This is a genomic window from Streptomyces globisporus, assembly GCF_003501885.1.
Classification (GTDB): Bacteria; Actinomycetota; Actinomycetes; order Streptomycetales; family Streptomycetaceae; genus Streptomyces; species Streptomyces globisporus_D.
Genome location: NZ_QWFA01000044.1, coordinates 12,136 through 37,390, shown reverse-complemented (window position 1 = coordinate 37,390; position 25,255 = coordinate 12,136). Strand labels below are relative to the sequence as shown.

The 25,255-nt window shown below is 73.3% G+C and carries 24 protein-coding genes; 16 read left to right on the top strand and 8 right to left on the bottom strand.

Annotated elements, in window-relative coordinates; genetic code table 11:
• Window positions 1-3: 3 nt before the first annotated feature.
• Window positions 4-903, bottom strand: coding sequence for a DMT family transporter (locus D3105_RS10945; RefSeq protein ID WP_425315733.1), 900 nt, complete (start codon window positions 901-903; stop codon window positions 4-6).
• A 133-nt stretch (window positions 904-1,036) separates the two neighbouring features.
• On the opposite strand from D3105_RS10945, the gene D3105_RS10940 reads away from it, so the two are divergent.
• The 4 genes from D3105_RS10940 to D3105_RS10925 all read left to right on the top strand — a co-directional run bounded on the left by D3105_RS10940 (window position 1,037) and on the right by D3105_RS10925 (window position 5,002).
• Window positions 1,037-2,491: a PLP-dependent aminotransferase family protein gene (locus D3105_RS10940; protein ID WP_118902744.1), complete on the top strand. Its 1,455-nt coding sequence runs from the start codon at window positions 1,037-1,039 to the stop codon at window positions 2,489-2,491.
• A 61-nt stretch (window positions 2,492-2,552) separates the two neighbouring features.
• On the top strand, window positions 2,553-3,128 hold the full coding sequence (locus tag D3105_RS10935; protein ID WP_118902741.1) for a histidine phosphatase family protein: 576 nt from the start codon (window positions 2,553-2,555) through the stop codon (window positions 3,126-3,128).
• Window positions 3,129-3,259: 131 nt separating this feature from the next.
• Window positions 3,260-4,429, top strand: coding sequence for a serine hydrolase domain-containing protein (locus D3105_RS10930; protein ID WP_118902738.1), 1,170 nt, complete (start codon window positions 3,260-3,262; stop codon window positions 4,427-4,429).
• Window positions 4,430-4,504: 75 nt separating this feature from the next.
• The gene (locus D3105_RS10925; RefSeq protein ID WP_030712369.1) at window positions 4,505-5,002 is read left to right on the top strand and encodes a peptidylprolyl isomerase; all 498 of its coding nucleotides are present in this window, start codon (window positions 4,505-4,507) and stop codon (window positions 5,000-5,002) included.
• 467 nt (window positions 5,003-5,469) lie between these two features.
• Here D3105_RS10925 and D3105_RS10915 read toward each other — a convergent pair whose 3' ends face one another.
• Window positions 5,470-5,871 carry a DUF5997 family protein gene (locus D3105_RS10915; RefSeq protein WP_118902735.1) on the bottom strand — a complete coding sequence of 134 codons (402 nt, stop codon included), beginning with the start codon at window positions 5,869-5,871 and terminating at the stop codon, window positions 5,470-5,472.
• 58 nt (window positions 5,872-5,929) lie between these two features.
• Here D3105_RS10915 and D3105_RS10910 point away from each other — a divergent pair, with 58 nt between their 5' ends.
• Window positions 5,930-6,724, top strand: coding sequence for a LysR family substrate-binding domain-containing protein (locus tag D3105_RS10910; protein WP_118902732.1), 795 nt, complete (start codon window positions 5,930-5,932; stop codon window positions 6,722-6,724).
• A gap of 191 nt (window positions 6,725-6,915) precedes the next feature.
• A complete protein-coding gene (locus D3105_RS10905) occupies window positions 6,916-8,238 on the top strand; it encodes a hypothetical protein (protein ID WP_118902729.1) in 1,323 nt (440 codons plus the stop codon).
• Here D3105_RS10905 and D3105_RS10900 read toward each other — a convergent pair.
• From D3105_RS10900 to D3105_RS10890, 3 genes are all read right to left on the bottom strand, one after another.
• Complete coding sequence (locus D3105_RS10900) at window positions 8,149-9,144, bottom strand: MerR family transcriptional regulator (protein ID WP_118902726.1); 996 nt, start codon at window positions 9,142-9,144, stop codon at window positions 8,149-8,151. The genes D3105_RS10905 and D3105_RS10900 overlap by 90 nt on opposite strands.
• Before the next feature lie 3 nt (window positions 9,145-9,147).
• The gene (locus tag D3105_RS10895; RefSeq protein ID WP_118902723.1) at window positions 9,148-9,828 is read right to left on the bottom strand and encodes a HEAT repeat domain-containing protein; all 681 of its coding nucleotides are present in this window, start codon (window positions 9,826-9,828) and stop codon (window positions 9,148-9,150) included.
• Between the two features lie 75 nt (window positions 9,829-9,903).
• On the bottom strand, window positions 9,904-10,512 hold the full coding sequence (locus D3105_RS10890; protein ID WP_118902721.1) for a GOLPH3/VPS74 family protein: 609 nt from the start codon (window positions 10,510-10,512) through the stop codon (window positions 9,904-9,906).
• 222 nt (window positions 10,513-10,734) lie between these two features.
• Between D3105_RS10890 and D3105_RS10885 the strand changes: the two genes are divergently transcribed.
• Entirely contained in the window at window positions 10,735-12,108 is a 1,374-nt protein-coding gene (locus D3105_RS10885) for a HEAT repeat domain-containing protein (RefSeq protein ID WP_118902718.1), read from the top strand.
• Window positions 12,109-12,154: 46 nt separating this feature from the next.
• The gene (locus tag D3105_RS10880; RefSeq protein ID WP_118902715.1) at window positions 12,155-12,484 is read left to right on the top strand and encodes a deoxyxylulose-5-phosphate synthase; all 330 of its coding nucleotides are present in this window, start codon (window positions 12,155-12,157) and stop codon (window positions 12,482-12,484) included.
• Here D3105_RS10880 and D3105_RS10875 read toward each other — a convergent pair.
• Complete coding sequence (locus D3105_RS10875) at window positions 12,471-14,084, bottom strand: PQQ-binding-like beta-propeller repeat protein (protein ID WP_118902712.1); 1,614 nt, start codon at window positions 14,082-14,084, stop codon at window positions 12,471-12,473. The two genes, D3105_RS10880 and D3105_RS10875, sit on opposite strands and share 14 nt — an antisense overlap.
• 189 nt (window positions 14,085-14,273) lie before the next feature.
• Between D3105_RS10875 and argC the strand changes: the two genes are divergently transcribed.
• Genes argC through D3105_RS10850 form a run of 5 tightly spaced genes read left to right on the top strand, consistent with a single transcriptional unit; the run spans window position 14,274 to window position 19,137 of the window.
• On the top strand, window positions 14,274-15,302 hold the full coding sequence (gene argC / locus D3105_RS10870) for an N-acetyl-gamma-glutamyl-phosphate reductase (protein WP_118902709.1): 1,029 nt from the start codon (window positions 14,274-14,276) through the stop codon (window positions 15,300-15,302).
• Window positions 15,299-16,453, top strand: a complete 1,155-nt coding sequence (argJ, locus tag D3105_RS10865) for a bifunctional glutamate N-acetyltransferase/amino-acid acetyltransferase ArgJ (RefSeq protein ID WP_118902706.1) — start codon at window positions 15,299-15,301, stop codon at window positions 16,451-16,453. Before argC ends, argJ begins: the two co-directional genes overlap by 4 nt.
• Window positions 16,450-17,379 carry an acetylglutamate kinase gene (gene argB / locus D3105_RS10860; protein ID WP_118902703.1) on the top strand — a complete coding sequence of 310 codons (930 nt, stop codon included), beginning with the start codon at window positions 16,450-16,452 and terminating at the stop codon, window positions 17,377-17,379. The genes argJ and argB overlap by 4 nt, the downstream gene beginning before the upstream one ends.
• Complete coding sequence (locus D3105_RS10855) at window positions 17,376-18,575, top strand: acetylornithine transaminase (protein ID WP_118902700.1); 1,200 nt, start codon at window positions 17,376-17,378, stop codon at window positions 18,573-18,575. The genes argB and D3105_RS10855 overlap by 4 nt, the downstream gene beginning before the upstream one ends.
• A gap of 25 nt (window positions 18,576-18,600) precedes the next feature.
• Complete coding sequence (locus tag D3105_RS10850) at window positions 18,601-19,137, top strand: arginine repressor (protein ID WP_030589768.1); 537 nt, start codon at window positions 18,601-18,603, stop codon at window positions 19,135-19,137.
• Between the two features lie 10 nt (window positions 19,138-19,147).
• Here the strand turns inward: D3105_RS10850 and D3105_RS10845 are convergent, their stop codons facing one another.
• The gene (locus D3105_RS10845; RefSeq protein WP_118902697.1) at window positions 19,148-19,852 is read right to left on the bottom strand and encodes a L,D-transpeptidase family protein; all 705 of its coding nucleotides are present in this window, start codon (window positions 19,850-19,852) and stop codon (window positions 19,148-19,150) included.
• A 108-nt stretch (window positions 19,853-19,960) separates the two neighbouring features.
• Entirely contained in the window at window positions 19,961-21,241 is a 1,281-nt protein-coding gene (locus tag D3105_RS10840; RefSeq protein WP_118902694.1) for a hypothetical protein, read from the bottom strand.
• Window positions 21,242-21,416: 175 nt separating this feature from the next.
• Here D3105_RS10840 and D3105_RS10835 point away from each other — a divergent pair, with 175 nt between their 5' ends.
• The 3 genes from D3105_RS10835 to D3105_RS10825 all read left to right on the top strand — a co-directional run bounded on the left by D3105_RS10835 (window position 21,417) and on the right by D3105_RS10825 (window position 25,227).
• Complete coding sequence (locus tag D3105_RS10835) at window positions 21,417-22,610, top strand: argininosuccinate synthase (protein WP_010057223.1); 1,194 nt, start codon at window positions 21,417-21,419, stop codon at window positions 22,608-22,610.
• Window positions 22,611-22,726: 116 nt separating this feature from the next.
• Window positions 22,727-24,154 (top strand): argininosuccinate lyase, encoded by a 1,428-nt coding sequence (argH, locus tag D3105_RS10830; RefSeq protein ID WP_093438383.1) that lies wholly within the window; start codon window positions 22,727-22,729, stop codon window positions 24,152-24,154.
• A 101-nt stretch (window positions 24,155-24,255) separates the two neighbouring features.
• Window positions 24,256-25,227 carry an aldo/keto reductase gene (locus D3105_RS10825; RefSeq protein WP_118902691.1) on the top strand — a complete coding sequence of 324 codons (972 nt, stop codon included), beginning with the start codon at window positions 24,256-24,258 and terminating at the stop codon, window positions 25,225-25,227.
• Window positions 25,228-25,255 lie beyond the last annotated feature (28 nt).

The following is a 25,255-nucleotide window of genomic DNA, read 5'->3' as shown; positions in this document are numbered from 1 at the left end:
AGTCTATGACCGTACGGGCCGGGATTCCCGTCCTGACCGTACGGTCCCGGCTTCCCGTCCTGCGCGACGGCCGGCCCGCTGGGTGGCGGCGATGCAGACGAGTACGGCCACCGCCGCGACCGGAGCCGCCGCCGACAGCTCCTCGCCGAGCAGGAGGAACGACCACACGAGCGTCAGCAGCGGCTGGGCGAGCTGGAGCTGGCTGGCGCGGGCCACCCCGATCGCCGCCATCCCCCGGTACCAGACGTACAGCCCGAGGAAGGTCGATCCGGCAGCGACCCAGACCAGGCCGAGGACGCCGTGGGCGTTCAGGTGCACGGGTTCGAGCGGCAGGGCCACCAGGCTGCCCGCCACCGCGAGCGGCAGGCACAGGACCAGCGCCCAGCCGATCACCTGCCACCCCGGCATCACCCGGGCCAGCCGGCCGCCCTCGGTGTATCCGGCCGCGCAGACCAGCAGCGCGCCGAACAGATACAGATCGCCGGTCGTCAGGGCGCCGCCGCTCTGCTGCACGGTGAAGGCGATCACCACGGCCGCACCGGCGAGGGATGCGATCCAGAACGTGCGCGAGGGCCGCTCGCCGGTGCGCAGGGACCCCAGCACCGCCGTGGTCAGCGGCAGCAGACCCACGACCACGGCCGCGTGCGACGTGGTGGAGGTCTGCAGGGCCAGCGTCGTCAGCAGCGGGAAGCCCACGACCACTCCGCCGCCGACCACCGCGAGCCCGGCCCAGTGGCGGCGTGCGGGCAGCGGGACGCGGGCGGCCAGCAGCACCCCGCCCGCGACCAGGGCGGCGAGCACACTGCGCAGCGCCACCAGGGACCAGGGGCCGAAGCTCTCCAGCCCCCAGGCCGTGGCCGGGAAGGTGAGCGAGAACGCCACGACGCCGAGCCCGGCGAGCACGGTGCCGCTCCGGCCGACCGGAGGAGCGGCCGGAGGGCCGGCCGAAGAAGCGGCCCGAGAAGTGGAGTGCGGGGTGGCCGCCGGCTCGGCGACCGCTATCGCTGATGACGGGGTAGCGCTATCCTGTGCTCTCATGCAAGAGCGTAGCAGCGTCGCCGAACTGGTGACTTCCCTGAGGGTCGAGCTCAACCGCTACTCTCCCGGTGGAAAGCTGCCGTCAAGTCGCGCACTCGTCGAACGGTTCCGGGTCAGCCCCGTCACCGTCTCCCGCGCCATCGCCCAGCTCGCCGCCGAGGGGCTCGTCACCACCCGCCCCGGCTCCGGCGCGTTCAGGGCGGAGCCCCGCGCCGCACTGCCCGCCCCGGGCGACACGTCCTGGCAGGAGGTGTCGCTGAGCGGCGACGGCGGGCCCGAGGTGGTGCCCCGTACGGTCGACGCCTCCGGGGTGCTGGTCACCCTCGCCGCTCCGCCGCCCGGCGTCATCGAGTTCAACGGCGGCTACCTCCACGCCTCGCTCCAGCCCGAACGGGCGCTGTCCGCCGCCCTGGCCCGCGCGGGCCGCCGGCCGGGCGCCTGGAGCCGCCCTCCGACGGACGGGCTGCCCGAGCTGCGGTCCTGGTTCGCCCGCGAGATCGGCCCCGCCGTCAGCGCCGCCGACATCCTGATCACCGCAGGTGGCCAGGGCGCCCTGGCCACCGCCCTGCGCGCACTCGCCCCGCCCGGCGCCCCGGTCCTCGTGGAGTCGCCGACCTACCCGGGGATGCTCGCCGCCGCCCGCGCCACCGGACTGCGCCCCGTCCCCGTGCCGATGGACGCCGACGGGGTCCGCCCCGAGCTGCTCGCCGACGCGTTCCGGGCCACCGGCGCCCGGGTCTTCGTCACCCAGCCGCTCTTCCAGAACCCCACCGGGGCCACCCTCGCCCCCGCCCGCCGGCCCGAGGTCCTGGCCATCGCCCGGGCGGCCGGGGCGTTCGTGGTCGAGGACGACTTCGCCCGCCGGCTCGTCCACGACGACTCGGGGCCGCTCCCCGCACCGCTGGCCGCCGACGACCCCGACGGGACCGTCGTCCACGTCTGCTCGCTGACCAAGGTCACCTCGCCCAGCCTCCGGGTCGGCGCGCTGGCCGCCCGTGGCCCGGTGCTGGAGCGCCTGCGGGCCATCCAGGTCGTCGACAGCTTCTTCGTGCCCCGGCCGCTCCAGGAAGCCGCCCTGGAACTCGTCGGCTCCCCGTCCTGGGGCCGCCACCTGGCCGCCGTCTCCGCCGAGCTGGGGCGCCGCCGTACGACCATGGCGGCCGCCCTCGCCGGCGAACTGCCGGAACTCACGCTGCCGCACCTCCCGGCGGGCGGCGGCAGCCTCTGGCTCCGGCTCCCGGGCGGCGGTGCGGGAACGGGGGCCGACGAGCCGGCCGTCGTCTCGGCCGCGCTGCGCGCCTCGGTCGCCGTCGCCCCAGGCCGCCCGTACTTCTGCGCCGAACCCCCGGCCGGACACGTCCGCCTGAGCTTCGCCGGGGTCTCGGGAGCGGCCGAGATCGCGGAGGGCGTCCGCCGCCTCCGTACCGCTTTCGACGGCCTCCTGGAGAGCTGAACGCGGCGCCCGGCGCACAGGCCCTCTTGACCAAACAGGCGTTCGGCCCCACGATCCCGCCATGACGCTTCGGGTCTCCCTGGTCGCAGCGGCGCGCACCTCCTCCCGGCTGGCCGAGCGCTTCGACGACGACCGGCCGCTCGACCAGGCCGGCTGGCACGAGGTGCAGCTCGTCGCCCACACGCTCGTCCCGCTCGGCGCCGCCGAGCTGCGCTACTGCTCGCCCACCCCGCGCAGCCGCGCCACCGGGGACGCCCTCGGCTTCGCGCCGATGGCGCAACCCGCCCTGCGCGACTGGGAGATGGGCCGCTGGCGGGGGATGACCCTGGGCGAGGTCACCGCCCGGGAGCCGGCCGCCGTGGACCGCTGGCTCGCCGACCCGCGCAGCGCCCCGCACGGCGGCGAGTCGATGCTCGGCTTCATCGGGCGGGTGGGCGGCTGGCTGGACACCCGCCCCGCCGACGACGGCCTCGTCGTCGCGGTCGCCGAACCCGCCGTGATCCGGGCGGCGCTCGTCTACGCCCTGAAAGCCCCGCCCGCCACGTACTGGAGCGTCGACGTCCGCCCCCTGTCGACGATCACGCTGACCGGCCTGCCGGGCCGCTGGAGCCTGAGCCTGGAGTCGGGCATCCGCTGATTCGGGCACCGGCGCACAGGCCCTCCGCCGTTCCCGGGACACCGGCCCTTCCCTCCGGTCCGACCAGTCGGTACGTTGCGTGGGGCATCCGGTTCCGCCGCCGGACGCGCGCCCGAGACGAGGGAGGCCCCGTGCCGCAGATCCACGGCCACTGCGACGACCGGTTCGCCGGGGTCCGGGACGCCTTCGAGGGGAACTTCACCGAGCGCGGCGAACTGGGCGCGGCGGTGACCGTCCTGGTCGACGGCGCGACTGTGGTGGACCTCTGGGGCGGTTGGGCTGACGCGGCCCGCACCCGCCCTTGGGAACGGGACACCCTGGTCAACGTCTGGTCCACCGGCAAGGGCCCGACCGCGCTCTGCGCCCATGTCCTGGCCGACCGGGGACTGCTCGACCTCGACGCCCCGGTCGCCGACTACTGGCCCGAATTCGCCGCGAACGGCAAGGAATCCGTCCTCGTGCGCCACCTCCTGTCGCACCGCTCCGGAGTGGCCGGGCCCGACGCCCCGCTCTCCCTGGAGGAGCTGTACGACTGGGAGACGGCCTGCGCCCGCCTTGCCGCCACCGCCCCCTGGTGGGAGCCCGGAACCCGCTCCGGCTACCACGCGATCAGTTACGGATTCCTCGTCGGCGAAGTGGTCCGCCGGATCACCGGGCTGCGGCCCGGGGCGTTCCTCCGGCAGGAGATCACCGGACCGCTGGGCATCGACTTCACCTTCGGCCTCCCGGAGAGCGAGACCCACCGGCTCGCCGAACTCGTCCAGGAGCGCCCCGACCGGGCCGCCCAGGCGGCCCTCCTGGACCGGATGACACCGGTCGCCGTCGCCTCCCTGCTCAACCCGCCCACCGGCCGGGCCGCCGCCAACACCCCCGCCTGGCGTGCGGCGGAGATCCCCGCCGCCAACGGCCACGGCACCGCCCGGGCGGTCGCCGCGCTCTACGGGATCCTGGCCGGACGTGGCACTCTCGACGGCCGCCGGATTCTCTCCGAGAAGGCGGCCGCCCGCGCCGGGGAAGGGCAGGGGGCCTGCCGCGACCTCGTCCTCGGCGACGGCTTCCCGCACGAGACGGAGATCGCCCTCGGCTTCTGGCTGAGCGGCGAGAACCGCTCCTACGGACCCGGCCCGCGGGCGCTGGGCCATGACGGCGCGGGCGGTTCCTGCGGCCTGGCCGACCCGGATGCCTCAATCGCCCTCGGCTACGTCATGAACCGGATGGGCTCCCGGCTCGCCGACGACCCGCGCAAGACCGCCCTGGTGAACGCCGTTTACGCGGCCCACCGGGGAGCCGCCGGAGGGTGAGCGGAAGCCGGACGTCCGACGTGCCGAACCAACCCGGGTTTCACCTGCGGTTGCCAGGAATGTGAGGATGTCACCATGACAACCAAGGTCTACTTCGACATCACCATCGACGACGCCCCCGCAGGGCGGATCACGTTCAACCTGTTCGACGACGTCGTCCCCAAGACGACGGAGAACTTCCGCGCGCTCGCCACCGGCGAGAAGGGCTTCGGCTACGCCGGCTCGTCCTTCCACCGCGTCATCACGGACTTCATGCTGCAGGGCGGCGACTTCACCCGCGGCGACGGCACCGGCGGCAAGAGCATCTACGGCGAGAAGTTCGCCGACGAGAACTTCAAGCTCAAGCACGACCGCGTCGGCCTGCTCTCGATGGCCAACGCCGGCCCGAACACCAACGGTTCGCAGTTCTTCATCACCACGGTGCTCACGCCGTGGCTGGACGGCAAGCACGTGGTCTTCGGCGAGGTCGCCGACGAGGACAGCATGAAGCTCGTCCGCAAGATCGAGGCGCTCGGCTCCGGCAGCGGCCGCACCAGCGCCAAGGTCACCATCGCCGAGTCCGGCGTTCTCTGACCCGACCGGCAGACCCGAGCGGTACCCGACGGGCCCGTGTGCACGGCCGCGCCACCGACGTACGCGTCGGTGGGGCGGACCGGCCGCGGGCCCGTGGCATGCGTCCGGCCGATTCCGTGGTGCCCGCCCCGCGGTCGGGCAGTATTTGAGGTGTCCACGACGGGTGGAACGGCGATGCGACGCACCGAAGCCGCACGGGAACTCGGCGGATTCGTCCGCGAACACCGCACCGACGGCAGCAGACGACTACGCCTTGCCGGATCGGGTCCGCCTCGGCCGAGGGCGGACGCCCGCTGGCCGAGGCCCGGGGGCTTCGGCTTCGCCATGGAGCTGCGTGCCGCGCGGAAGATCCGGTGGACACCTTCACCGAGGACGCGCGCGAACCGGCCGCCACGATTCACCGTGCGGTGAGCCCGGGCGAGTTTCCGCGGGGCCGGGGCCGCAGGCCCTGGCCGCCGACCGGGGACCTACTGCTGATCGTCTGAGCGCGCGGCCCGCTCGGCGTTGCGCTCCTTGATGCGAGCGGCCTCCTTGCGCACCTCGGCCTGCGTGGAGCGCTCCTTCTGGAGCCACTCGGGCATCTCGTCCTTCAGCGCGTCGATCTGCTCGGTGGTGAGCGGCTCGGTGACCCCGCCGCGGGCCAGCCCCGCGATGGAGACGCCGAGCTTCGCGGCGACGACCGGGCGGGGGTGCGGACCGGTGCGGCGCAACTCCACCAGCCAGGCCGGCGGGTCGGTCTGGAGGGCGTTGAGCTCGGTGCGGGAGACGGCACCCTCCTGGAACTCGGCGGGCGTGGCCTGGAGGTACACACCCAGCTTCTTCGCCGCCGTGGCGGGCTTCATGGTCTGGGCGGTCTTGTGCGACGTCATGGGTCCAGGGTATCGACCATGGGACATACCTCCGACCACCGACCGGTAGCCTGGTTCCGTGACAGGCTCGGACATCCCCTCATCCTTCCGGCTCGCGTACGTCCCCGGCGTGACGCCCACCAAGTGGGTGAGGGTCTGGCACGAGCGGCTGCCCGGCACCCCACTGGAGCTCGTGCAGGCCACCGCCGCCGACGCCCCCGGACTGCTGGCCGGCGGCGGCGCCGACGCCGGTCTCGTACGGCTGCCGGTCGACCGGGACGTCCTGGCCGCGATCCCCCTCTACACCGAGACGACCGTTGTGGTGATCCCCAAGGACCACGTGGCGACCGCCGCCGAAAAGGTGTCGCTCGCCGAGCTGGCCGACGAGATCGTGCTGCATCCGCTGGACGACGTCCTCGACTGGGAGACCCTGCCCGGCCGCCCCGCCGTCGAGCGCCCGGCCACCACGGCGGACGCGATCGAACTGGTCGCGGCGGGCGTGGGCGTCCTCCTCGTCCCGCAGTCCCTGGCCCGGCTGCACCACCGCAAGGACCTCACCTACCGCCCGGTCCCGGAGACCCCCGAGTCACGCGTCGCCCTGTCGTGGCCCCAGGCGGAGGAAGCCCCCGACCTGGTGGAGGAGTTCATCGGGATCGTCCGGGGCCGCACCGTCAACAGCACCCGGGGCCGCGCGGCCACCCCGCAGCGCCCCACGGCGAAGGCCAAGGAGAAGGCCAAGGGCAAGCGGGCCGGTACGGGCGGTGGGCAGGGCGGTGGCGGTGCCCGGCACAAGCCCGCGGCGGGCAGGAAGCCCTCACCGGGCGGCCTGGCGGGCGGCCGGAGCGGCAAGCGCGGAAAGCCGCGCGGCCGGTAAGCGGGCACCGAGCCCGCCGGGCCCGGCGCACGCCCAGGGGCCCGGCACGCGCGCCGACTCCCGGAATCGCCCGCCGCGACCGGCATGCGCCGTGTCCCGGAAACCGCCCCCGTAAACCGCCCCGGAACGCCACCCTGCGCCGGTTCTCTCGTTGATGAGGCAACCGCCGTACGCAGGGGAGCGCCCGACCGATGCCGAACATCCGCAGAACCCAGCACCTTGGCCTCATCGGGATGCTGCTCATCGCCGTGGCCTTCACCGGGCTCCAGCTGACGGCGGTCACCGGCCGGGCCTCGCCCGACACGAAGAACTACCTCTCCTACGCCCTGAGCCTCAGCGGCGAGGGCCGCGAGGAGGCGGGCCGGAGGGCCATCGACTACTCCTGCGCCAGCGGACAGCACGCGTCCCTGAGCCCCGTCCCCTGGACCAACAGGAAGGCCGTGGGGGAGTCGGAGGAGCAGTGCGTACGCCGGCTGAACGACTCGGTCGCGTACTGGACCCGCCACGGCAACACGTCAGGGATGACCGCGCCGTTCGCCAACCAGCGGTTCATGGCCATCTTCGAGGCCAGGCCCGGCTATCCGCTGTTCCTGGTTCCCTTCGTGGCCGCCTTCGGCACCACCTGGGGCCTCTGGCTGGCGGGGCTCGTCGTCGCACTCGCGGGAAGCGTCTGCGTCCTGCTCACCCTCCGCGCGGCGGGCGCTTCCCGGCGCGCCGGTCTGGCCGGGCAGGCCCTGTACCTCGCCCTGCCCACCGGCACCGTCGCCATGAATCCCCTGAGTGACGGCCTCTCCCTGGCGCTGGGCACGGCGGTCGTCCTCGGGTGTGTCCTGCTGCTGCGGGACCGGCCCCGTACGGGCGCGGCGCTCGTCGCGGGTGGCTTCGCCCTGATGTTCCTCGTCCGCTACTCGCAGGCACTGCTGCTGGCGGCCGCGCTCGCGGGGGTCTTCGTCCTCCGGTCCCTGTGGCTCCGCCTGAAGCAGCGGCAGTTCACGCCCGTACTCCGGGCGGCCGGGCTCTGCGCCGGCCTGACGGTGTGCATCTATGCCGGAGCGCATCTGCTGGGGTGGCCGATGGGCGAGGACAGCGCCCAGGATCTGCTGACCCACCACTACCAGCGCCCCGATCTGCCCAACCCCTGGCCCGAGTTCTTCGTGCAGGAGGGTGTCTTCTGGTCGGCGTGGCTGCGCCGCCAGGCCGCCTCCCCCGTCCTCCCCGTCCTGCTCGCGCTCTCGGCCTGGGCGCTGTTGAGGCGGCGCTCCGTGGTGCTGCCCATCGCCCTGGCGGCGGGTGCGGCGGGCCTCCTCAACCAGGCCGGCCACCCGAACCTGGGCCAGCTCTACGGCTTCCGCCTCATCGTGTTCCTCTGGCTGCTGCCCGCCCTGGTGATTCCGCTGCTGCTGGACCGGCCGGCGCGGGGCGCCTCACCCCTCCCCGCGCAGCTGGAGGAGGTAGGCGGCGGTCAGCGCGACGGCACGGTCGGCATCGCTCACCAGGTCCGCGAGGGCGCGTGAGGCGGTAGCGCCCGGGATGCCGGCCAGCGCCTGAGTGAGCCGCCCGCGCGCGGGCGGCCCGGCGGTTCCGTCGCCGATGCGGCCGACGACGAGGGACGCGATCCGGTCCGCGGCCGCGTCGTCGCCGGCCAGTACGCTCAGCGCGTCGGCCGCGTCCGTGTCGTTGCTTCCCGCGACGATCATGTCCACGAGCACCGGGATCGCGGCGGCCTCACCCTGGGCCCCGAGCGCCAGCGCCGCCCGGCCCCGGACCACGGCGTCGGGGCTCGTGAGGGCGTCCCGGAGCAGCGCGGCGGCCTCGCGGCCGGGCAGCTCGGCGAGGGACCGGACGGCACGGTCCCGTACCGCCGCGACCGGGGAGGAGAGCCCCTCCGCCAGCAGCGCCGCGCCGCCGCCCGATCGGGACAGGGCCCATCGCAGGGCCCCGGCGACGTACGGGTCGCCCTCGCCGAGCGCCGCCTGGGCCAGCGCCTCCACCGGAACCTCGTCGACCGAGGCGAGGGCCGCACGCTGGCGGGTGCCGGCACTCGTGGACCCGAGGGCCCGCAGGAGCGCCAGGACCTGGAGGACGTCCTCCCAGGCGTCCGGGTCCGCCGCGCGGACGCGCCGCAGCCGGGTGAGCAACTCGCTCTCGGCGGCGATGCGTTCGCGCGTCCGGAGGATGAGGTCGTCGACGAGCGCCGAGGGCGTGAAGCCGGGATCGTCGAGCGCGCGCCCGATCTCCCGCAGCGACAGTCCCACCGCCCGCAGGCTCTCGATATGGAAGATGCGCCGGACGTCCTCCCCGGAATACTCCCGGTAGCCGGACCCGGTGCGGCCCGAGGGCCGCACCAGACCGAGCGACTCGTAGTGCCGGAGCATGCGGGCGCTGACCCCGGACCGCCGGGCGACCTCACCGATCAACACGCGCTACGACTCTCCCTCGCTGTTGCTGCTCGCCCCGCCCAGGGCCACCACGCGCTTCGCCTCCTCCAGAGCGAACGCGAAGCCGGTGTCCGGATCGTTCCGCAGCCGCTCGGTGGCGAGCGCGTGCGCGCGCACGTCCGGGTCGGGGGAACGCTGCGCGGTGTCCAGGGCCGACCCCATCGCGCTCCCCAGATCGACCAGCGCCCGGCTGAGGCTCAGCTGTGTCTCCTGCCCACCGCGCCCGAGCTGCGCCACCAGCACCGCGGCCAGCGCGGCCTCCTCCCCTTCCGGTACGAGCACGACGGCCGCCCGCCAGGCAGTCCGGGCGACCTCGTCGTCGCCGTCCGTCAGGAGCGCCCGGGTGATCGCGGGCCACGCCCGCGGGTCCCCGACCTTGGACAGGGTGTGCAGCGCCTGGCTCCGCGCCTGCGGACGCTCCGAGCGGACTTCCCGGAGCAGCAGGGGCAGGGTGTCGGCGACCGGGTGGCGGGTGAGCGCCCACGTCAGCATGTCGCGGACGAGGAACTCCGGCTCGACCGCGCACCGCTCGACCAGCGGGCCGACGAAGCGCGGATCCGGCGTCGAGCCGACCGCCAGAGCGGCGCTCAGCCGTACCGACGAACGCTCGTCCCGCAGCGCCCGGAGCGCCCGTGCCTCATCCGTACCGTGTCCCGTGACCGTCATCGAGACCACCTCCTCGGCCAGCAGTGAAGAGCTTGTCACCGTGTCAAGGTCAAACCGGGAAGGCCGGATGCCGGCTCACGGGCCGCGCCAGACGTTGGCGAAGGCGGTGTTCTCGATGGTCCGCCGCTGCCGTACGGCTTCCAGTTCCATCACCGCTTCATGGACGGTGGCGACCACGGTGGTCACCGTCTCGTCGCCGAGGTGGGGTTCGTCGTCGTCGGACCGCTCGCCGTCGAGGCCCACGGCCGACGCGAGGGAGGCGAGGACCGGGTCCCCCTCGTCCCGGCGGGCCACGGCCCGGTGGCGGGCGGGCGTGTCCACCAGCTCCACCTCCTTCGGGCCGAACGGCAGCAGGCCGCTCCGCTTCCGCGTGAGCTCGCCGTCCTCCTCCAGTGCGTCCTGGTAGGCGGCCGCGAGGTCCCGGCCCCGGCGCCACAGCCAGTCCTCGATCTGCTCGTGGGGCGGCTGCCGGGTGATACCCGCGGCGGCCGCGGCGAGCAGCCGGTCGTCCGGCACCGACGACCCGGCCGGTACGACGAGGTCGCCGTCCACGGTGATGGTCCCCGCGTCGAGGAGGTCGAGCAGTTCGGCACCGGCGAGGGCCAGCGACAGATCGCCCTGCCCCACGGGATGTTCCGGCGCGGGGTCCATCGCGATGATGAACAGGTCTTTCGCCGTGGTCATGAACGGCTCCCCTCAAAGGCGTCGACCGATGCGTCGACTGAAGAATGGGACCTCACCGCCCGAGCCCGCCCGGCGAGGCGACTGCCAGGACCAGTATCGCTCCGCCCGGCGCCCTCCGGGCGAGCCCCGCCGCCGTCCCGGCCTCGCCGACCGCCTGCCGGCTGACTACTCTCACGCGGGGGTGTCGGCCCTGCGGTGCGTTACGGAGCGGGGGCACGGAACATGGGCGCGAGGGATCTGGTGGCGGCGGTCCTGCGGGGGGACGCGGAGACGGTGACCGCCCTGCTGGCGGCGGGAGAGGATCCGGACACCCGCACGGACGACGGTCTGCCGGTGCTGTGCCGGGCGGTCGCCGCGTACGACGACGCCGTCGCGGGGGCACTGGTCGAGGGCGGCGCGGACCCGGACCACGGGCTGCCGGACGGAACGACCCCGCTGGTACGGGCCGTGGACGGGGGGTCTCCCGCGATGGTGACGGCCGTGCTGGGGCGGGAGCCCAGGCTGCGCCTGGCGGAGTCCCGCAGGGCGCACCTGCTCGCCCTCGCCCGGGACCGGTACGAGCAGGGAGCGGAGGCCGTAGTGCGGACCAGGGCGGGCGGGACCGGATCCGTGCGCGCGTGCCGCGTGAAGGACGACGCGTACGACCACGTCACGCAGTTGACGCTCGGCGAGGTCACGGTCCGCGCCGGACACGGGGCGATCCTGACGGACCTGGAGTGGGCCTTCCGCGTCCTGACGCCCGTGGACGAGCTGGTGAACAGGGCCGTGGCACCGCGCGACCGGGAGCACGTCGACCGCTCGTCCGCCCGATGGGCACTCAGCGAACGCCGCAGCAAGGAGACCTGGTCGGCCGTCACGGCGTACCGCCGCAGCCCGGACCCGGAGCACCGCCACTTTGTCCTCGACGTGCTCACCTGCTACCAGTTGACGGGGTCGAGCAGTCGGAACTCCTACGAGAAGGAGACGGCGGATCTCCTCGTGGCCTGGACCGTGGAGGGGGAGGACGAACCGGACGTCCTCGCGGAGGTGCTCCGCGTCCTGGGCGAGTTCGAACACCGGGAGGCGGAGGCCGTGGGGCTGCGGCACGCAGGCCACCCCGACCCGGGCGTCCGCGCCCAGGTCCCCGGCCTCCTCCTCGACCGGGGCGACGCGCGCCCCGCCCTCGGTGCGGCGGCCCGGGCCACACTGCTGGAGCTGGCCGGGGACGGGCACGGGACGGTGCGTGCGGCGGCCGGCGCGGCCCTGGCGGCGGCTCACGACGGAAGTCCCGAGTGCACGGACGCCGTCGTCGCGTTGCTCCGGGATCCGGTGGCCGATGTACGGGCCGTCACCGCGGAGGCCGCGGCCGACGGCAAGGACGGCACAACGGCGGTCGCCGACGCCCTGATGTCCCTGCTCGGCGCGGACGACCTCGGCACCCGCCTCAACGCCGCTTACGGCCTCCTCCGCCGGAACGACCCGCGCACCGGCGAGGCGATCGCCCGCGTGGGAGCGCACCACCGCCCCGGCTACGAGCACGACCACCGGCTCTCCGCGCTCTGGACCTGGGAGTGGAACAACCGGGACGCCGGCCGGCGCGACGACCGCGAGGCCTGAGGAAAACCGCTGGCCGCCGCCCCGCGCCCGTCCCTGATCTGGGCCGATGAGCCACGGGAAGACGTCGTACGTCTGCCTCTCCTGCCGGGTGTCGTACAAGCAGCCCCACGACAGGGCGAGGCAGCGGACCTGCCCGAACTGCGCGGAGCCGATGATCCACGCGGGCTCGGCCTTCGCGGCGCCGCGACGCCGGGACATCGCGGCATGGCGGGCCCTCGCCGTGCTGCTGAACGCGGGCGTGGGCTTCCACAAGAGCTGCTGCGGCGGGCCCGGATACCGCCCCCGAGGGCTGCGTGAGGTGCGTGAGCGGTTGACGTACGCGCGACGCAGCGGCACGCCGGTGGCTCAGGCGCTCGTACGGTTCAACGTGCCGTAGCGATCAGGACGCGGCCGTCGCAGGTGCCCAGCAGGATGCGGCCGGGGCCGGCGACCGTGACCGCGGTGGGGATGACGGGGGCGCCGCGCACAGGGACATGGCCCCGGGCGAGGAGCCTGCCGGTCGTCGCCTCCAGGGCGATCAGCTCGCCGCTGCCGAGGGCGACGAAAACGGTGCCGGTGGCCGGGTCGATGTCGAGCGCGGTCGGCGTGCGGTCGACGGGGAAGACCCACGAAGGGGCGCCGGTGGAGCCTTCGGCCGTCGAACGGCGGGCCACGAAGCCCTGTACCGGTGGACCCACCCGGCCGTCGTGGCGGACGGTGGCCATGACCAGGTCCGTCTCCCCGACCCCCACGCCGGGGCCGCCGACGTGGGTCTCACCGGGCTCCCAGGACCAGGGGAAGACACGTCGGCAGCGTTCGACGGCGGGGAACGCGAGGTCTACCGGGCGGCCGGTGCGACGGGTGGCGACCACCGTCAGCCACACCTCCGCGTCCTCGCGCTCGCCGGCGCAGGCAGGGCAGGTGCAGCGGCAGTCGCAGTCCTCGTCGTCATCCCAAGGACAGTCACATACGCAGGCTGATCCGGAGACGTCCCGGAAGATCGCGTGGGGGCTGTGCCGGAACAGGCTCCGTGCCCGTTCCCCGTACCCCGCACGTGTCGGCACGAGCAAGGGGCCTTCGGACGTCGAGACGAGTGAGGCCGCACCAGGGGTGGTGCGGCGTCCACGTTCGGTCCCGTCGGACAGAGCGATCCGGAGGAACGTCCCGCTGCCGCCGTGCGACGGGCCGAGGGCTTCCACCCAGGCCGAGTCCCCTTCGGGCAGAGCGACCGCGGTCCGGCCGCCGCCGAGGTCCGGATCGGCGGGGACCGACCACCGGCGCTCCCCCCGCGCCGACCATCGCTCCAGCAGGACATGGTCCGCCGTGAGCAGGATGTCCCCGTCAGGCAGGACGGTCAGGGAGCGGATTTCCCCAGGACGCGGCCCCTCCGCGTCCGGTGCCGCGAGGGCCGGGGCGGGTTCGGGCAGGGAAGCAGGCACGCGCGGTCCGGTCAGCTCCGTGTGCCGGACCGAGTGAGCCGGGACGGTCCGCCAGTCGGGGCGTACGAGGTCGACGCGGTGTCCCTCCAACCAGGCGGCCCGGTCCTCCCAGTCGTCGTACGGGGCGAGGAGGATCCGGAGGGTGTGGGCGTCCGTCCATTCCAGCGAGCGGACCTCCCGCCGGCAGCCCTCCTCGAAGAGGTGGCGGTGTTCGCCCGTGGCGAGGTCGAGGAGCACGACTTCTCCCTCGAAGAAGTAGCCGCCGTCATAGGAGCCGGTACCGAGGACGAGCAGCGGCACGGTGGGGTGGAAGGCCGCGGCTCGCAGTCGCCAACCGGTCCTGAGCCACTGGAGGGCCGCCAGGTGCGCCCGGGGGGCGGCTGTCGGCGGCGGAACGGCGTAGACACCGATCGGGTAGCCGTCCGCCGAACCCTGCGGATCGTGGCCGCCGAGGACGAAGTGGGTACCGGTGGGCGCCGCAACGGTGAGGACGGAGCGGCCGAACTCGGCGCGGAACCGGTCGGCGAGAATCCGGTCGACCGTGAGGGGAAAGATCACCGGGCTCAGCCTCACCGATCCGGGTCTGGTGAGCAAGAGCTCCGTCGCCGGCCGCGCCCGCCCCGACCAGCGAAGCCGCCCGGAAGTCACCCGCGACCGCCGTGAGGATCGCGAAGGGGGACCCCACAACTACTTTGCATAAAAGTGCGTCGATGCGTATAGTCATGCCATCGATCAGGAGGGTTACCGATGGTGGTACGAGCAGCAGTGGCAGGGGCGAGCGGATACGCCGGCGGGGAGCTGCTCCGTCTTCTGCTGGCGCACCCGGAGGTCGAGATCGGCGCTCTCACCGGGCACTCCAACGCCGGGCAGACGCTCGGTTCGCTCCAGCCGCACCTGCGGCCCCTGGCCGACCGGGTGCTGGAGCCCACCACCGCTGAGGTCCTCGCCGGGCACGACGTCGTCTTTCTGGCGCTCCCGCACGGGCAGTCCGCCGCCGTCGCCGAGCAGCTCGGGGACGAGGTCCTCGTCGTCGACATGGGTGCCGACTTCCGGCTCAAGGACGCGGGGGACTGGGAGGCGTTCTACGGGTCCCCGCACGCCGGGACATGGCCCTACGGCCTGCCCGAGTTGCCGGGCGGGCGGGCCGCGCTCGCCGGGGCCAAGCGGATCGCGGTGCCCGGGTGCTACCCGACCGCCGTGTCCCTCGCGCTCTTCCCGGCGTACGAGGCCGGTATCGCCGAGCCGGAGGCCGTCATCGTCGCCGCGTCGGGGACTTCGGGCGCGGGCAAGGCGGCCAAGCCGCATCTGCTCGGCTCCGAGGTCATGGGCAACATGACCCCGTACGGCGTCGGCGGCGGACACCGCCACACGCCCGAGATGATCCAGAACCTCAGCGCCGCCGCCGGGCAGCCGGTCACCGTCTCCTTCACGCCCACCCTCGCCCCCATGCCCCGCGGCATCCTCGCCACGTGCAGCGCGAAGGCGAAGCCCGGCGTGAGCGCCCAGGGCCTGCGCGCGGTGTACGAGAAGGCGTTCGCGGACGAGCCGTTCGTCGACCTCCTGCCCGAGGGGCAGTGGCCCGCCACCGCCGCGGTGTACGGCTCCAACGCCGTACAGGTCCAGGTCGCGCACGATCCGGCCGCCGGACGGATCGTGGTCGTCTGCGCCATCGACAATCTCGCCAAGGGCACCGCGGGCGGCGCCCTCCAGAGCATGAACATCGCCCTCGGACTCCCCGAGGACACAGGTCTTTCGACGATCGGAGTGGCACCGTGAGCGTCACGGCAGCACAAGGGTTCTCGGCGGCGGGCATCGCCGCGGGAATCAAGGAGAGCGGCAACCCGGACCTGGCCCTCGTGGTCAACAACGGGCCGCGCCGCGCCGCCGCGGGCGTCTTCACCTCCAACCGCGTCAAGGCCGCCCCGGTCCTCTGGTCGGAGCAGGTCCTCAAGGGCGGCGAGGTCACCGCCGTCGTCCTCAACTCCGGTGGCGCCAACGCCTGTACGGGCCCCAAGGGCTTCCAGGACACCCACGCCACCGCCGAGAAGGCCGCCGAGGTGCTCGAAGGCCACAGCGCGGGCGAGGTCGCCGTCGCCTCCACCGGGCTCATCGGCATCCTGCTCCCCATGGACAAGCTCCTCCCGGGCATCGAGCAGGCCGCCGCCGCCCTCAGCGAGCACGGCGGTGAGAAGGCCGCCATCGCCATCAAGACCACCGACACCGTCCACAAGACCGCCGTCGCGGGCGGCTACGGCTGGACCGTCGGCGGCATGGCCAAGGGCGCGGGCATGCTCGCCCCTGGCCTCGCCACCATGCTCGTCGTCCTCACCACCGACGCCGACGTGGAAGCCCCGCAGCTGGACGCCGCACTCCGCGACGCCACCCGCACCACCTTCGACCGGGTCGACTCCGACGGCTGCATGTCCACCAACGACACCGTGCTGCTCCTCGCCTCCGGCGCCAGCGGCATCACCCCGGAACAGGGCGCGTTCGCCGAGGCCGTACGGGCCGTCTGCGACGACCTCGCCCGGCAGCTCATCGGCGACGCCGAGGGCGCGTCCAAGGACATCCGGATCGAGGTGATCAACGCGGCCACCGAGGACGACGCCGTCGAGGTCGGCCGGTCCATCGCCCGTAACAACCTCCTCAAGTGCGCCATCCACGGAGAGGACCCCAACTGGGGCCGGGTCCTCTCCGCCATCGGCACCACGAAGGCCGCCTTCGAGCCGGACCAGCTCAACGTCGCCATCAACGACGTCTGGGTCTGCAAGAACGGCCAGGTGGGCGAGGACCGCGACCTCGTCGACATGCGCTACCGGGAGGTCAGGATCACCGCCGACCTCGCCGCGGGCTCCGAGTCCGCCGTCATCTGGGCCAACGACCTCACCGCGGACTACGTCCACGAGAACAGCGCGTACAGCTCATGAGCGCCGCGCGGAAGCACACCGCACTCCCGAAGGCGCAGACCCTCATCGAGGCGCTGCCCTGGCTGACCCGGCACAACGGCAAGACCGTCGTCATCAAGTTCGGCGGCAATGCCATGATCGACGAGGAGCTGAAGGCCGCCTTCGCCCAGGACGTCGTCTTCCTGCGGCACGCCGGCCTCAAGCCCGTCGTCGTGCACGGCGGCGGCCCCCAGATCAGCGCCCAGCTCGACAAGCAGGGCCTGGTCAGCGAGTTCAAGGCCGGGCTGCGCGTCACCACCCCCGAGGCGATGGACGTCGTCCGGATGGTGCTCGCCGGACAGGTCCAGCGCGAACTGGTCGGCCTCCTCAACCAGCACGGCCCGCTCGCCGTCGGCATGACCGGCGAGGACGCCCACACCATCACCGCCACCCAGCACCGGCCCACCATCGACGGCGAATCCGTCGACATCGGCCGGGTCGGCGAGATCACCGCCATCGACACCGGGGCCATCCAGGCGCTCCTGGACGACGGCCGTATCCCGGTCATCTCCTCCATCGCCCGCTCCGCCGACGACCACCACGTCTACAACGTCAACGCCGACACCGCGGCCGCCGCGCTCGCCGCCGCGCTGAACGCCGAGACGCTGATGGTCCTCACCGACGTCGAGGGGCTGTACGAGGACTGGCCCCACAGCGACGACGTCATCAGCCGGCTCACCGCGAGCGAGCTGGAGAAGCTGCTGCCCGAGCTGTCCAGCGGCATGGTCCCCAAGATGCAGGGCTGCCTGCACGCCGTGCGCAACGGCGTCGAGACCGCCCGCGTCATCGACGGGCGCGTCCAGCACTCGATCCTGCTGGAGATCTTCACCGACGAGGGCATCGGCACGATGGTCGTGCCGGACGCCCCCCTCGACGTACACACAGGGCCTCAACAGGGGGAATCATGACCGAGACCGCAGGACTCACCGCGCGGTGGCGGGGCGCGCTGATGGACAACTACGGCACTCCCCGCCTGCCGCTCGTCCGCGGCGAGGGGGCCCACGTCTGGGACGAGAACGGCACCCGCTACCTCGACTTCGTCGGCGGCATCGCCGTCAACGACCTCGGCCACGCCCATCCTGCCGTCGTCGAGGCCGTCTCCACCCAGATCGCCTCCCTCGGCCACGTGTCGAACCTCTTCATCTCCGAGCCGCCGGTCGCCCTCGCGGAGCGGCTGCTCCAGCTCTTCGGCCGCCAGGGACGGGTCTTCTTCTCCAACTCGGGCGCGGAGGCCAACGAGGCCGCCTTCAAGATGGGTCGGCTCACCGGGCGCGGCCACATGGTCGCGACCGACGGCGGCTTCCACGGCCGGACGATGGGCGCGCTCGCGCTGACCGGCCAGCCGGCGAAGCAGGAGCCGTTCCGCCCGCTCCCCGGTGATGTCACCCATGTCCCGTACGGGGACGTGGACGCGCTGCGCGCAGCCGTCACCACCGACACCGCGCTGGTCGTCATCGAACCCATCCAGGGCGAGAACGGCGTCGTCGTCCCGCCCAAGGGCTACCTGGAGGCCGCCCGGGAGATCACCCGGGCGACCGGGACGCTGCTCGTCCTCGACGAGGTGCAGACCGGCATCGGGCGCTGTGGCCAGTGGTTCGAGCACCAGGCGCACCAGAGCGTCGAGCCGGACATCGTCACGCTCGCGAAGGCGCTCGGCGGCGGTCTGCCGATCGGCGCGACGGTCGCCTTCGGCCCGGCCGCCGACCTGCTGAAGCCGGGGCACCACGGCACGACGTTCGGCGGCAACCCGGTCGCCTGCGCCGCCGGACTCGCCGTCATCGACACCCTCGCGGCCGACGGCACGCTCGACGAGGTCAAGCGGCTCGGCGAGAAGATCCGCGACGGTGTGGAGGCGCTGGGACACCCGCTGGTATCCCATGTCCGCGGCAGTGGCCTGCTGCTGGGTATCGTGCTCACCGGACCCCTCGCACCGCAGGTGCAGCAGGCGGCCCAGGGAGCCGGCCTCCTGGTGAACGCGCCCGCCCCCGATGTCGTACGGCTCATGCCGCCGCTGATCATCGGTGACGCGGAGGTGGACGCGTTCCTGGAGATCCTGCCGGGCGCTCTCGACGCGGCACACGGGGACGGACGATCCGGAGCATGACCCTCCGGAGAATGAGGCGACGACGATGACCGAGGCGCAGGAATCCGAGCACGGCGGGCCGTCCGTGCCGCAGACCCGCACCGCCCGCCACCGCCGGATCGTGGACATCCTGAACCGGCAGCCGGTCCGCTCGCAGAGCCAGCTGGCCAAGCTCCTCGCCGACGACGGGCTGAGCGTCACCCAGGCGACGCTCTCCCGCGACCTCGACGAGCTGGGCGCGGTGAAGATCCGCAACACCGGCGGCGAGCTGATCTACGCGGTGCCGAGCGAGGGCGGATTCCGCACCCCGCAGGCCCCGCTGGGCGGCTCGGCCAAGGAGGAGCGGATGCGCCGGCTCTCGGCCGAACTGCTCATCTCGGCCGAGGCATCGGCCAACCTGGTGGTGCTCCGTACGCCGCCGGGCGCCGCCCAGTTCCTCGCCTCGGCCATCGACCAGGCCGAACTGCACGACATCCTCGGCACCATCGCGGGTGACGACACGCTGATGCTCATCAGCCGCGACGCGAACGGCGGTCAGGCGCTCGCCGACCATCTGCTGAGGCTCGCTCAGAACGACCGCTGAGCCGCCCCGTTCAGTAGCGCGTGATCGCGGTCGGGCCCGACGAGGTCCCGACCGCGATGTGCGGCCGCCGCTCCGGCTTCGCCCAGGCCAGGATCTTGGCCATGGCGTCGGCGGGTACGGACACACAACCCGCCGTCGCCCCGCGCCCGTTCACATGCAGGAAGATCCCCGCGCCCCGGTTGCGGACCGGCTGCTCGTAGTTGAAGCCGATCACCAGCGCCCGCGCGTACTGCGTGCCGTAGGAGATGAGGTGCTCGGCCTCCGCCGCCCGGCAGTGGGAGGGCCGCGGTTCCACCCAGCGGTTGTACGCGACCGAGCCGTTGTCCTGGCACCACCAGGAGTCGTCGTTCACCTTCCGGTACGGATACGTCGTCCCCGCCGGGGCGTCCTCGATGCCGAAGGCGTACGGCAGGTCGTACAGTCCCGTCGGCGTGGTGCTGGTGCCCTGCTCCCGGGTCGTCCCCTCGGCCAGCCCGTTCGCCCCGAACCGCGCGGGCGCGGACCCCGCCTCCGCCCACCGGCCCCCGCGCCGCTCCCACCAGGTCACCGTGCCGGTGGTCGAGCCGGTGTCGGGGGCCTCGGCCGTGATCAGCTGCGTACCACCCCCGGTGTCCGCCAGCCGGCCCGGCAGGGGCGGTACGTCGGAGGCGGGGGCGGCCCCGAGGGAGCCGGCCAGGGCGAGGAGAACGGCGGCGGTCACCAGTGATCTGCGCATGCTCCGGAACGTACGGCGGCCGCGGACGGCGCCCCACCGGACCTGCTCCGTACGGCCCAGCGGACCGCCGCCGACGTACGTCCCCGGCGGCGCGCCCCGGGCGGGGCGTCACCGGTACCTGGGGGCCGGGCGTCTCTGGAGCCCCGCCGCGCGCAGCAGCCGGTCCACCGCCACCCGTACCGCGCGCGGCCTCTCCGGCGTACTCCGCTCGCGCAGCAGGTGCTCCGGAATCCCGGCGGCGTCCGGCAGCAGGGCCCGGGTCGCCGCCCGCACCACGGCCGGGCTCGGGTCGTCCAGCAACGGCGTCAGCCGCTCGCGTTCCACCACGTCCAGCGCGCGCAGCCCGCTGATCGTGTGCACCCGCACCGAGGGCCGCGGGTGTCCGAGGAGGGCCCACAGCGTCCCCGCGTCCGTCGCGCGGTCGCCGCACTCGCCGAGCCCGGCGGCGGCGGCCGGGTGCGCGACCGGATCCGCGCACAGAGCCCGGTAGACGGGGAGCGGGTCGACGCCGCCCTGCCGCAGCACATAGCGCGCGCAGGCCCGTACGACGCCCGAGCGGTCGACGAGGAACGGCTCCGCGTCACCGTGCCGCCCGGCCCGCCGCAAGGCTGTCACCCCGGCCGCCCGCACCCGGGGAGCGCGGGCCGTCAGCAGCCGGTCCAGTACGGCGGCGGCGTCCGGCCCCGGAGCCGCGCCCGGCTTCACGGCGGCCTCCGCGCAGAGGTCCTGGAGCGTGACGTCACCGCAGGTCGCCGCCGTGGCGGCCAGCTCCATCGGGGTCAGCAGCCCGCGCTCCACCGCGATCCGGTACGCGAGTCTGTACGTCGCCCGGTCCGGGTGGCCGGTCAAAGCCAGCACCTCGGCCGCCGGTGCCTCGCGCAGCGCGTCCTCCAGCAGAGCGCGGGCGACGTCGCCCCGCTCCCGTCGCGACAGCCGCAGGATCAGCTCGGCCAGCGGGAACAGCGCGTCGCCGGGCAGTTCGGCGAGCAGCGCCCGGGCCCGTTCGCGTACCGGAGAGACCCAGTCCGCGCACCGCACCACCAGAAGCGGCCGCAGCTCGGGGGCGGTGCGAACCGCTTCCAGGGCCGCCTCCCGGACCCGCCCGTCCGGGTGGCACAGCGCGATGGCGGGCGGCGGTGGCGGCGGCGAGGCCGGGGGAGCGGCCCTCGAACCCGTACGTCCACGCAACCGGTCCAGCAGCGTCGGGACCGGCCGTTCCGGCTCCTCGGCAGGTCGGGACCGCAGCCACGGGCGATCGTGGAGCTCCCGTACGTCGGCGTCGAACGCCAGCCAGTCCTCGGCCGGCACGACGTCGAACACCTCGGCCGGTGCGGCACCCTCCCACACCCGCACCACGGCTCGCGTGGTCTCCCCGCCCCTGCCGTCCACCGCGGCCCTCCCCGAATCCCGTGCCGGCCCTCGATGCTAGAGGCATTCCGGACCGGAAGCGCCGGTATTTCCCCGCCATACGGCCAACGGCACCCCTCTGACCTGCCGCTTTGACAAACAATACGGAGGGCCGCATAGTTATACCCATCAGTGATTGCACCGTAAGGAGAAACCCGTGACCGAGCGCGTCGTACTCGCCTACTCGGGCGGCCTGGACACCTCCGTCGCCATCGGCTGGATCGCCGAGGAGACGGGCGCCGAGGTCATCGCCGTTGCCGTGGACGTCGGCCAGGGCGGCGAGGACCTGGACGTCATCCGCAAGCGCGCGCTCGCCTGCGGTGCCGTCGAAGCCGAGGTCGCGGACGCCAAGGACGAGTTCGCCGAGGAGTACTGCCTCCCGGCGATCAAGGCCAACGCCCTCTACATGGACCGCTACCCGCTGGTCTCGGCCCTCTCCCGGCCGACCATCGTCAAGCACCTCGTCGCCGCCGCCCACAAGCACAACGCCGGGATCGTCGCCCACGGCTGCACCGGCAAGGGCAACGACCAGGTCCGGTTCGAGGCCGGCATCTCCGCGCTCGGTCCCGACCTGAAGTGCATCGCCCCGGTCCGGGACTACGCGATGACCCGGGACAAGGCGATCGCCTTCTGCGAGGAGAAGAACCTCCCGATCGCGACCACCAAGAAGTCGCCGTACTCCATCGACCAGAACGTCTTCGGACGGGCCGTCGAGACGGGCTTCCTGGAGGACATCTGGAACGCGCCGATCGAGGACATCTACGAGTACACCGAGAACCCGGCCCTCCAGCGCGAGGCCGACGAGGTCGTCATCTCCTTCAAGGAGGGTGTGCCCGTCGCCATCGACGGCCGGCCCGTCACCGTCCTCCAGGCGATCCAGCAGCTCAACGAGCGGGCCGGCGCCCAGGGCATCGGCCGGATCGACATGGTCGAGGACCGGCTCGTGGGCATCAAGTCCCGTGAGGTGTACGAGGCGCCCGGCGCGATCGCGCTGATCACCGCCCACCAGGAGCTGGAGAACGTCACCGTCGAGCGCGAGCTGGCCCGCTACAAGCGGCAGGTCGAGCAGCGGTGGGGCGAGATGGTCTACGACGGCCTGTGGTTCTCCCCGCTGAAGCGGGCCCTCGACGGCTTCATCAACGAGGCCAACCAGCACGTCACCGGCGACATCCGGATGACCCTCCACGGCGGCCGCGCCGTCGTCACCGGCCGGAAGTCCGAGGAGTCGCTGTACGACTTCAACCTCGCCACCTACGACTCGGGCGACACCTTCGACCAGTCCAAGGCGCAGGGCTTCATCGAGATCTTCGGCCTCTCCTCGAAGATCGCCGCGAAGCGCGACCTCGCCTGACCCCTTCTCGTTGTACAGCCGCCTCCCCGTCGTCACGCGGCGGGGAGGCGGCCGCATATCCGCACCCTGCCTTCGCTTATGTCTTTGCCTGGGCCTTCGTTCTTGAGGAGCACGCAGTGAGCAGCAACAACGGTGACGTCCGGCTCTGGGGCGCGCGGTTCGCCGACGGACCGGCCGAGGCGCTGGCCAAGCTGTCCGCCTCCGTCCACTTCGACTGGCGGCTCGCCCCGTACGACATCGCCGGCTCCCGCGCCCACGCCCGTGTCCTGAACAAGGCGGGCCTGCTCACCGAGGACGAGCTGACCCGGATGCTCGCCGGGCTCGACCAGCTCGAAGCCGACGTCGCCGACGGCTCCTTCACCGGCACCATCGCCGACGAGGACGTCCACACCGCCCTGGAGCGCGGACTGCTGGAGCGCCTCGGCCCCGATCTCGGCGGCAAGCTGCGGGCCGGGCGGTCCCGGAACGACCAGATCGCCACGCTCTTCCGGATGTACCTGCGCGACCACGCCCGGACCATCGGCGGCCTGATCGCCGATCTCCAGAGCGCGCTGGTCGGCCTCGCCGAGGCCAACGCGGACGTCGCGATGCCGGGCCGGACCCACCTCCAGCACGCCCAGCCCGTCCTCTTCGCCCACCATGTGCTCGCCCATGTGCAGTCCTTGTCCCGGGACGCCGAGCGGCTGCGCCAGTGGGACGAGCGCACCGCCGTCTCCCCGTACGGCTCCGGGGCGCTCGCCGGATCCTCGCTCGGGCTCGACCCGCAGGCGGTCGCCGCCGACCTGGGCTTCGAGCACGGTTCGGTCGCCAACTCCATCGACGGCACCGCCTCGCGGGACTTCGTCGCGGAGTTCGCCTTCATCACCGCGATGATCGGCGTCAACCTCTCCCGGATCGCGGAGGAGGTCATCATCTGGAACACGAAGGAGTTCTCCTTCGTCACCCTCCACGACGCCTTCTCCACCGGCTCCTCGATCATGCCGCAGAAGAAGAACCCGGACATCGCGGAGCTGGCCCGGGGCAAGTCCGGCCGCCTCATCGGCAATCTGACCGGTCTCCTCGCCACGCTCAAGGCGCTCCCGCTCGCGTACAACCGGGACCTCCAGGAGGACAAGGAGCCCGTCTTCGACTCCTGCGACCAGCTGGAAGTCCTGCTGCCCGCGTTCACCGGCATGATGGCCACCCTCACCGTCAACCGCGAGCGCATGGAGGAGCTGGCCCCGGCCGGCTTCTCCCTCGCGACCGACATCGCGGAGTGGCTGGTCAAGCAGGGCGTCCCGTTCCGGGTGGCGCACGAGGTGGCCGGCGCCTGCGTCAAGGAGTGCGAGCAGCACGGCATCGAGCTGGACCAGCTCACCGACGAGCAATTCGCGAAGATCTCCGAGCACCTCACCCCCGAGGTCCGCACGGTCCTCAACGTGCGGGGCGCCCTCGCCTCCCGCGACGGCCGGGGCGGAACGGCCCCCTCCGCCGTCGCCGTACAGCTCGCCGAGGTGAAGGAAGACCTGGCCGCCCAGCACGCCTGGGCGACCGCCCGCCAGTAAGGGCAGCAGGTGGTGGCGGTGTCGTGAGAGGTCCACGGAGGGTGTCGCGAGCTACGTTCACCGGGGTAGGAGTAACCGAAACCGACCCCGAGGAGCCCGCGATGCCCTTCGCCGCCCTGGCCGCCGCGACGACCCCGACCGCCCACATCGGACTCGGCCTGGCCGCCGTGGGGAGGCCCGGCTACATCAACCTCCACCGGGACCGCGACCTGCCCGCCGACCGCGACCCCGACGCCCTGCGCGCCCGCACCCATGAACTCCTGGACGCGGCTTACGCGCAGGGCGTCCGGTACGTCGACACCGCCCGCTCCTACGGCCGCGCCGAGGAGTTCCTCGCCGAGTGGCTGGACGCCCGGCCCTCGTTCACCGACCTGGTCGTCGGCAGCAAGTGGGGCTACACCTACACCGCCGACTGGAGCGTCGAGGCCGAGGACCACGAGGTCAAGGACCACAGCCTCGCCACCTTCGAGCGCCAGTACGCCGAGACCCGCGAACTCCTCGGTGGCCGGCTCAGCCTCTACCAGGTCCACTCCGTCACCCCGGACAGCCCGGCGCTCACCGACAAGGAACTGCTCGACCGGCTCGCCGCCCTGGCCGCCGACGGCGTCACCGTCGGCCTTTCCACCAGCGGGCCGGCCCAGGCCGACGCGATCCGGGCCGCCCTCGCCGTCACGGTCGACGGCGAACCCCTCTTCCGTACGGTCCAGGCCACCTACAACGCCCTGGAGACCTCGGCCGCGCCCGCGCTCGCCGAGGCCCATGACGCCGGGCTCACCGTGATCGTCAAGGAGGGCATGGCCAACGGGCGGCTCGCCGGGGACGAGGCCCCCGCCGTGTTCCAGGAGATCGCCGCCGACGCGGGGGTGGGCGGCGACGCGGTGGCCCTGGCGCTCGTCCTGCACCAGCCCTGGGCGGGCGTCGTGCTCTCCGGCGCCGCCACGGCTGCCCAGCTCTCCGGCAATCTGCACGCCGCCGTCGTCGATCTGGACGACGAGCAGCGGGCGAGCCTCGACGCCCTGGTCGAGGAGCCGGAGGCGTACTGGCGGCACCGGGCCGGGCTGCCCTGGCACTGAAGCCTGCCCGCAGCGCCCGCCCGGACGG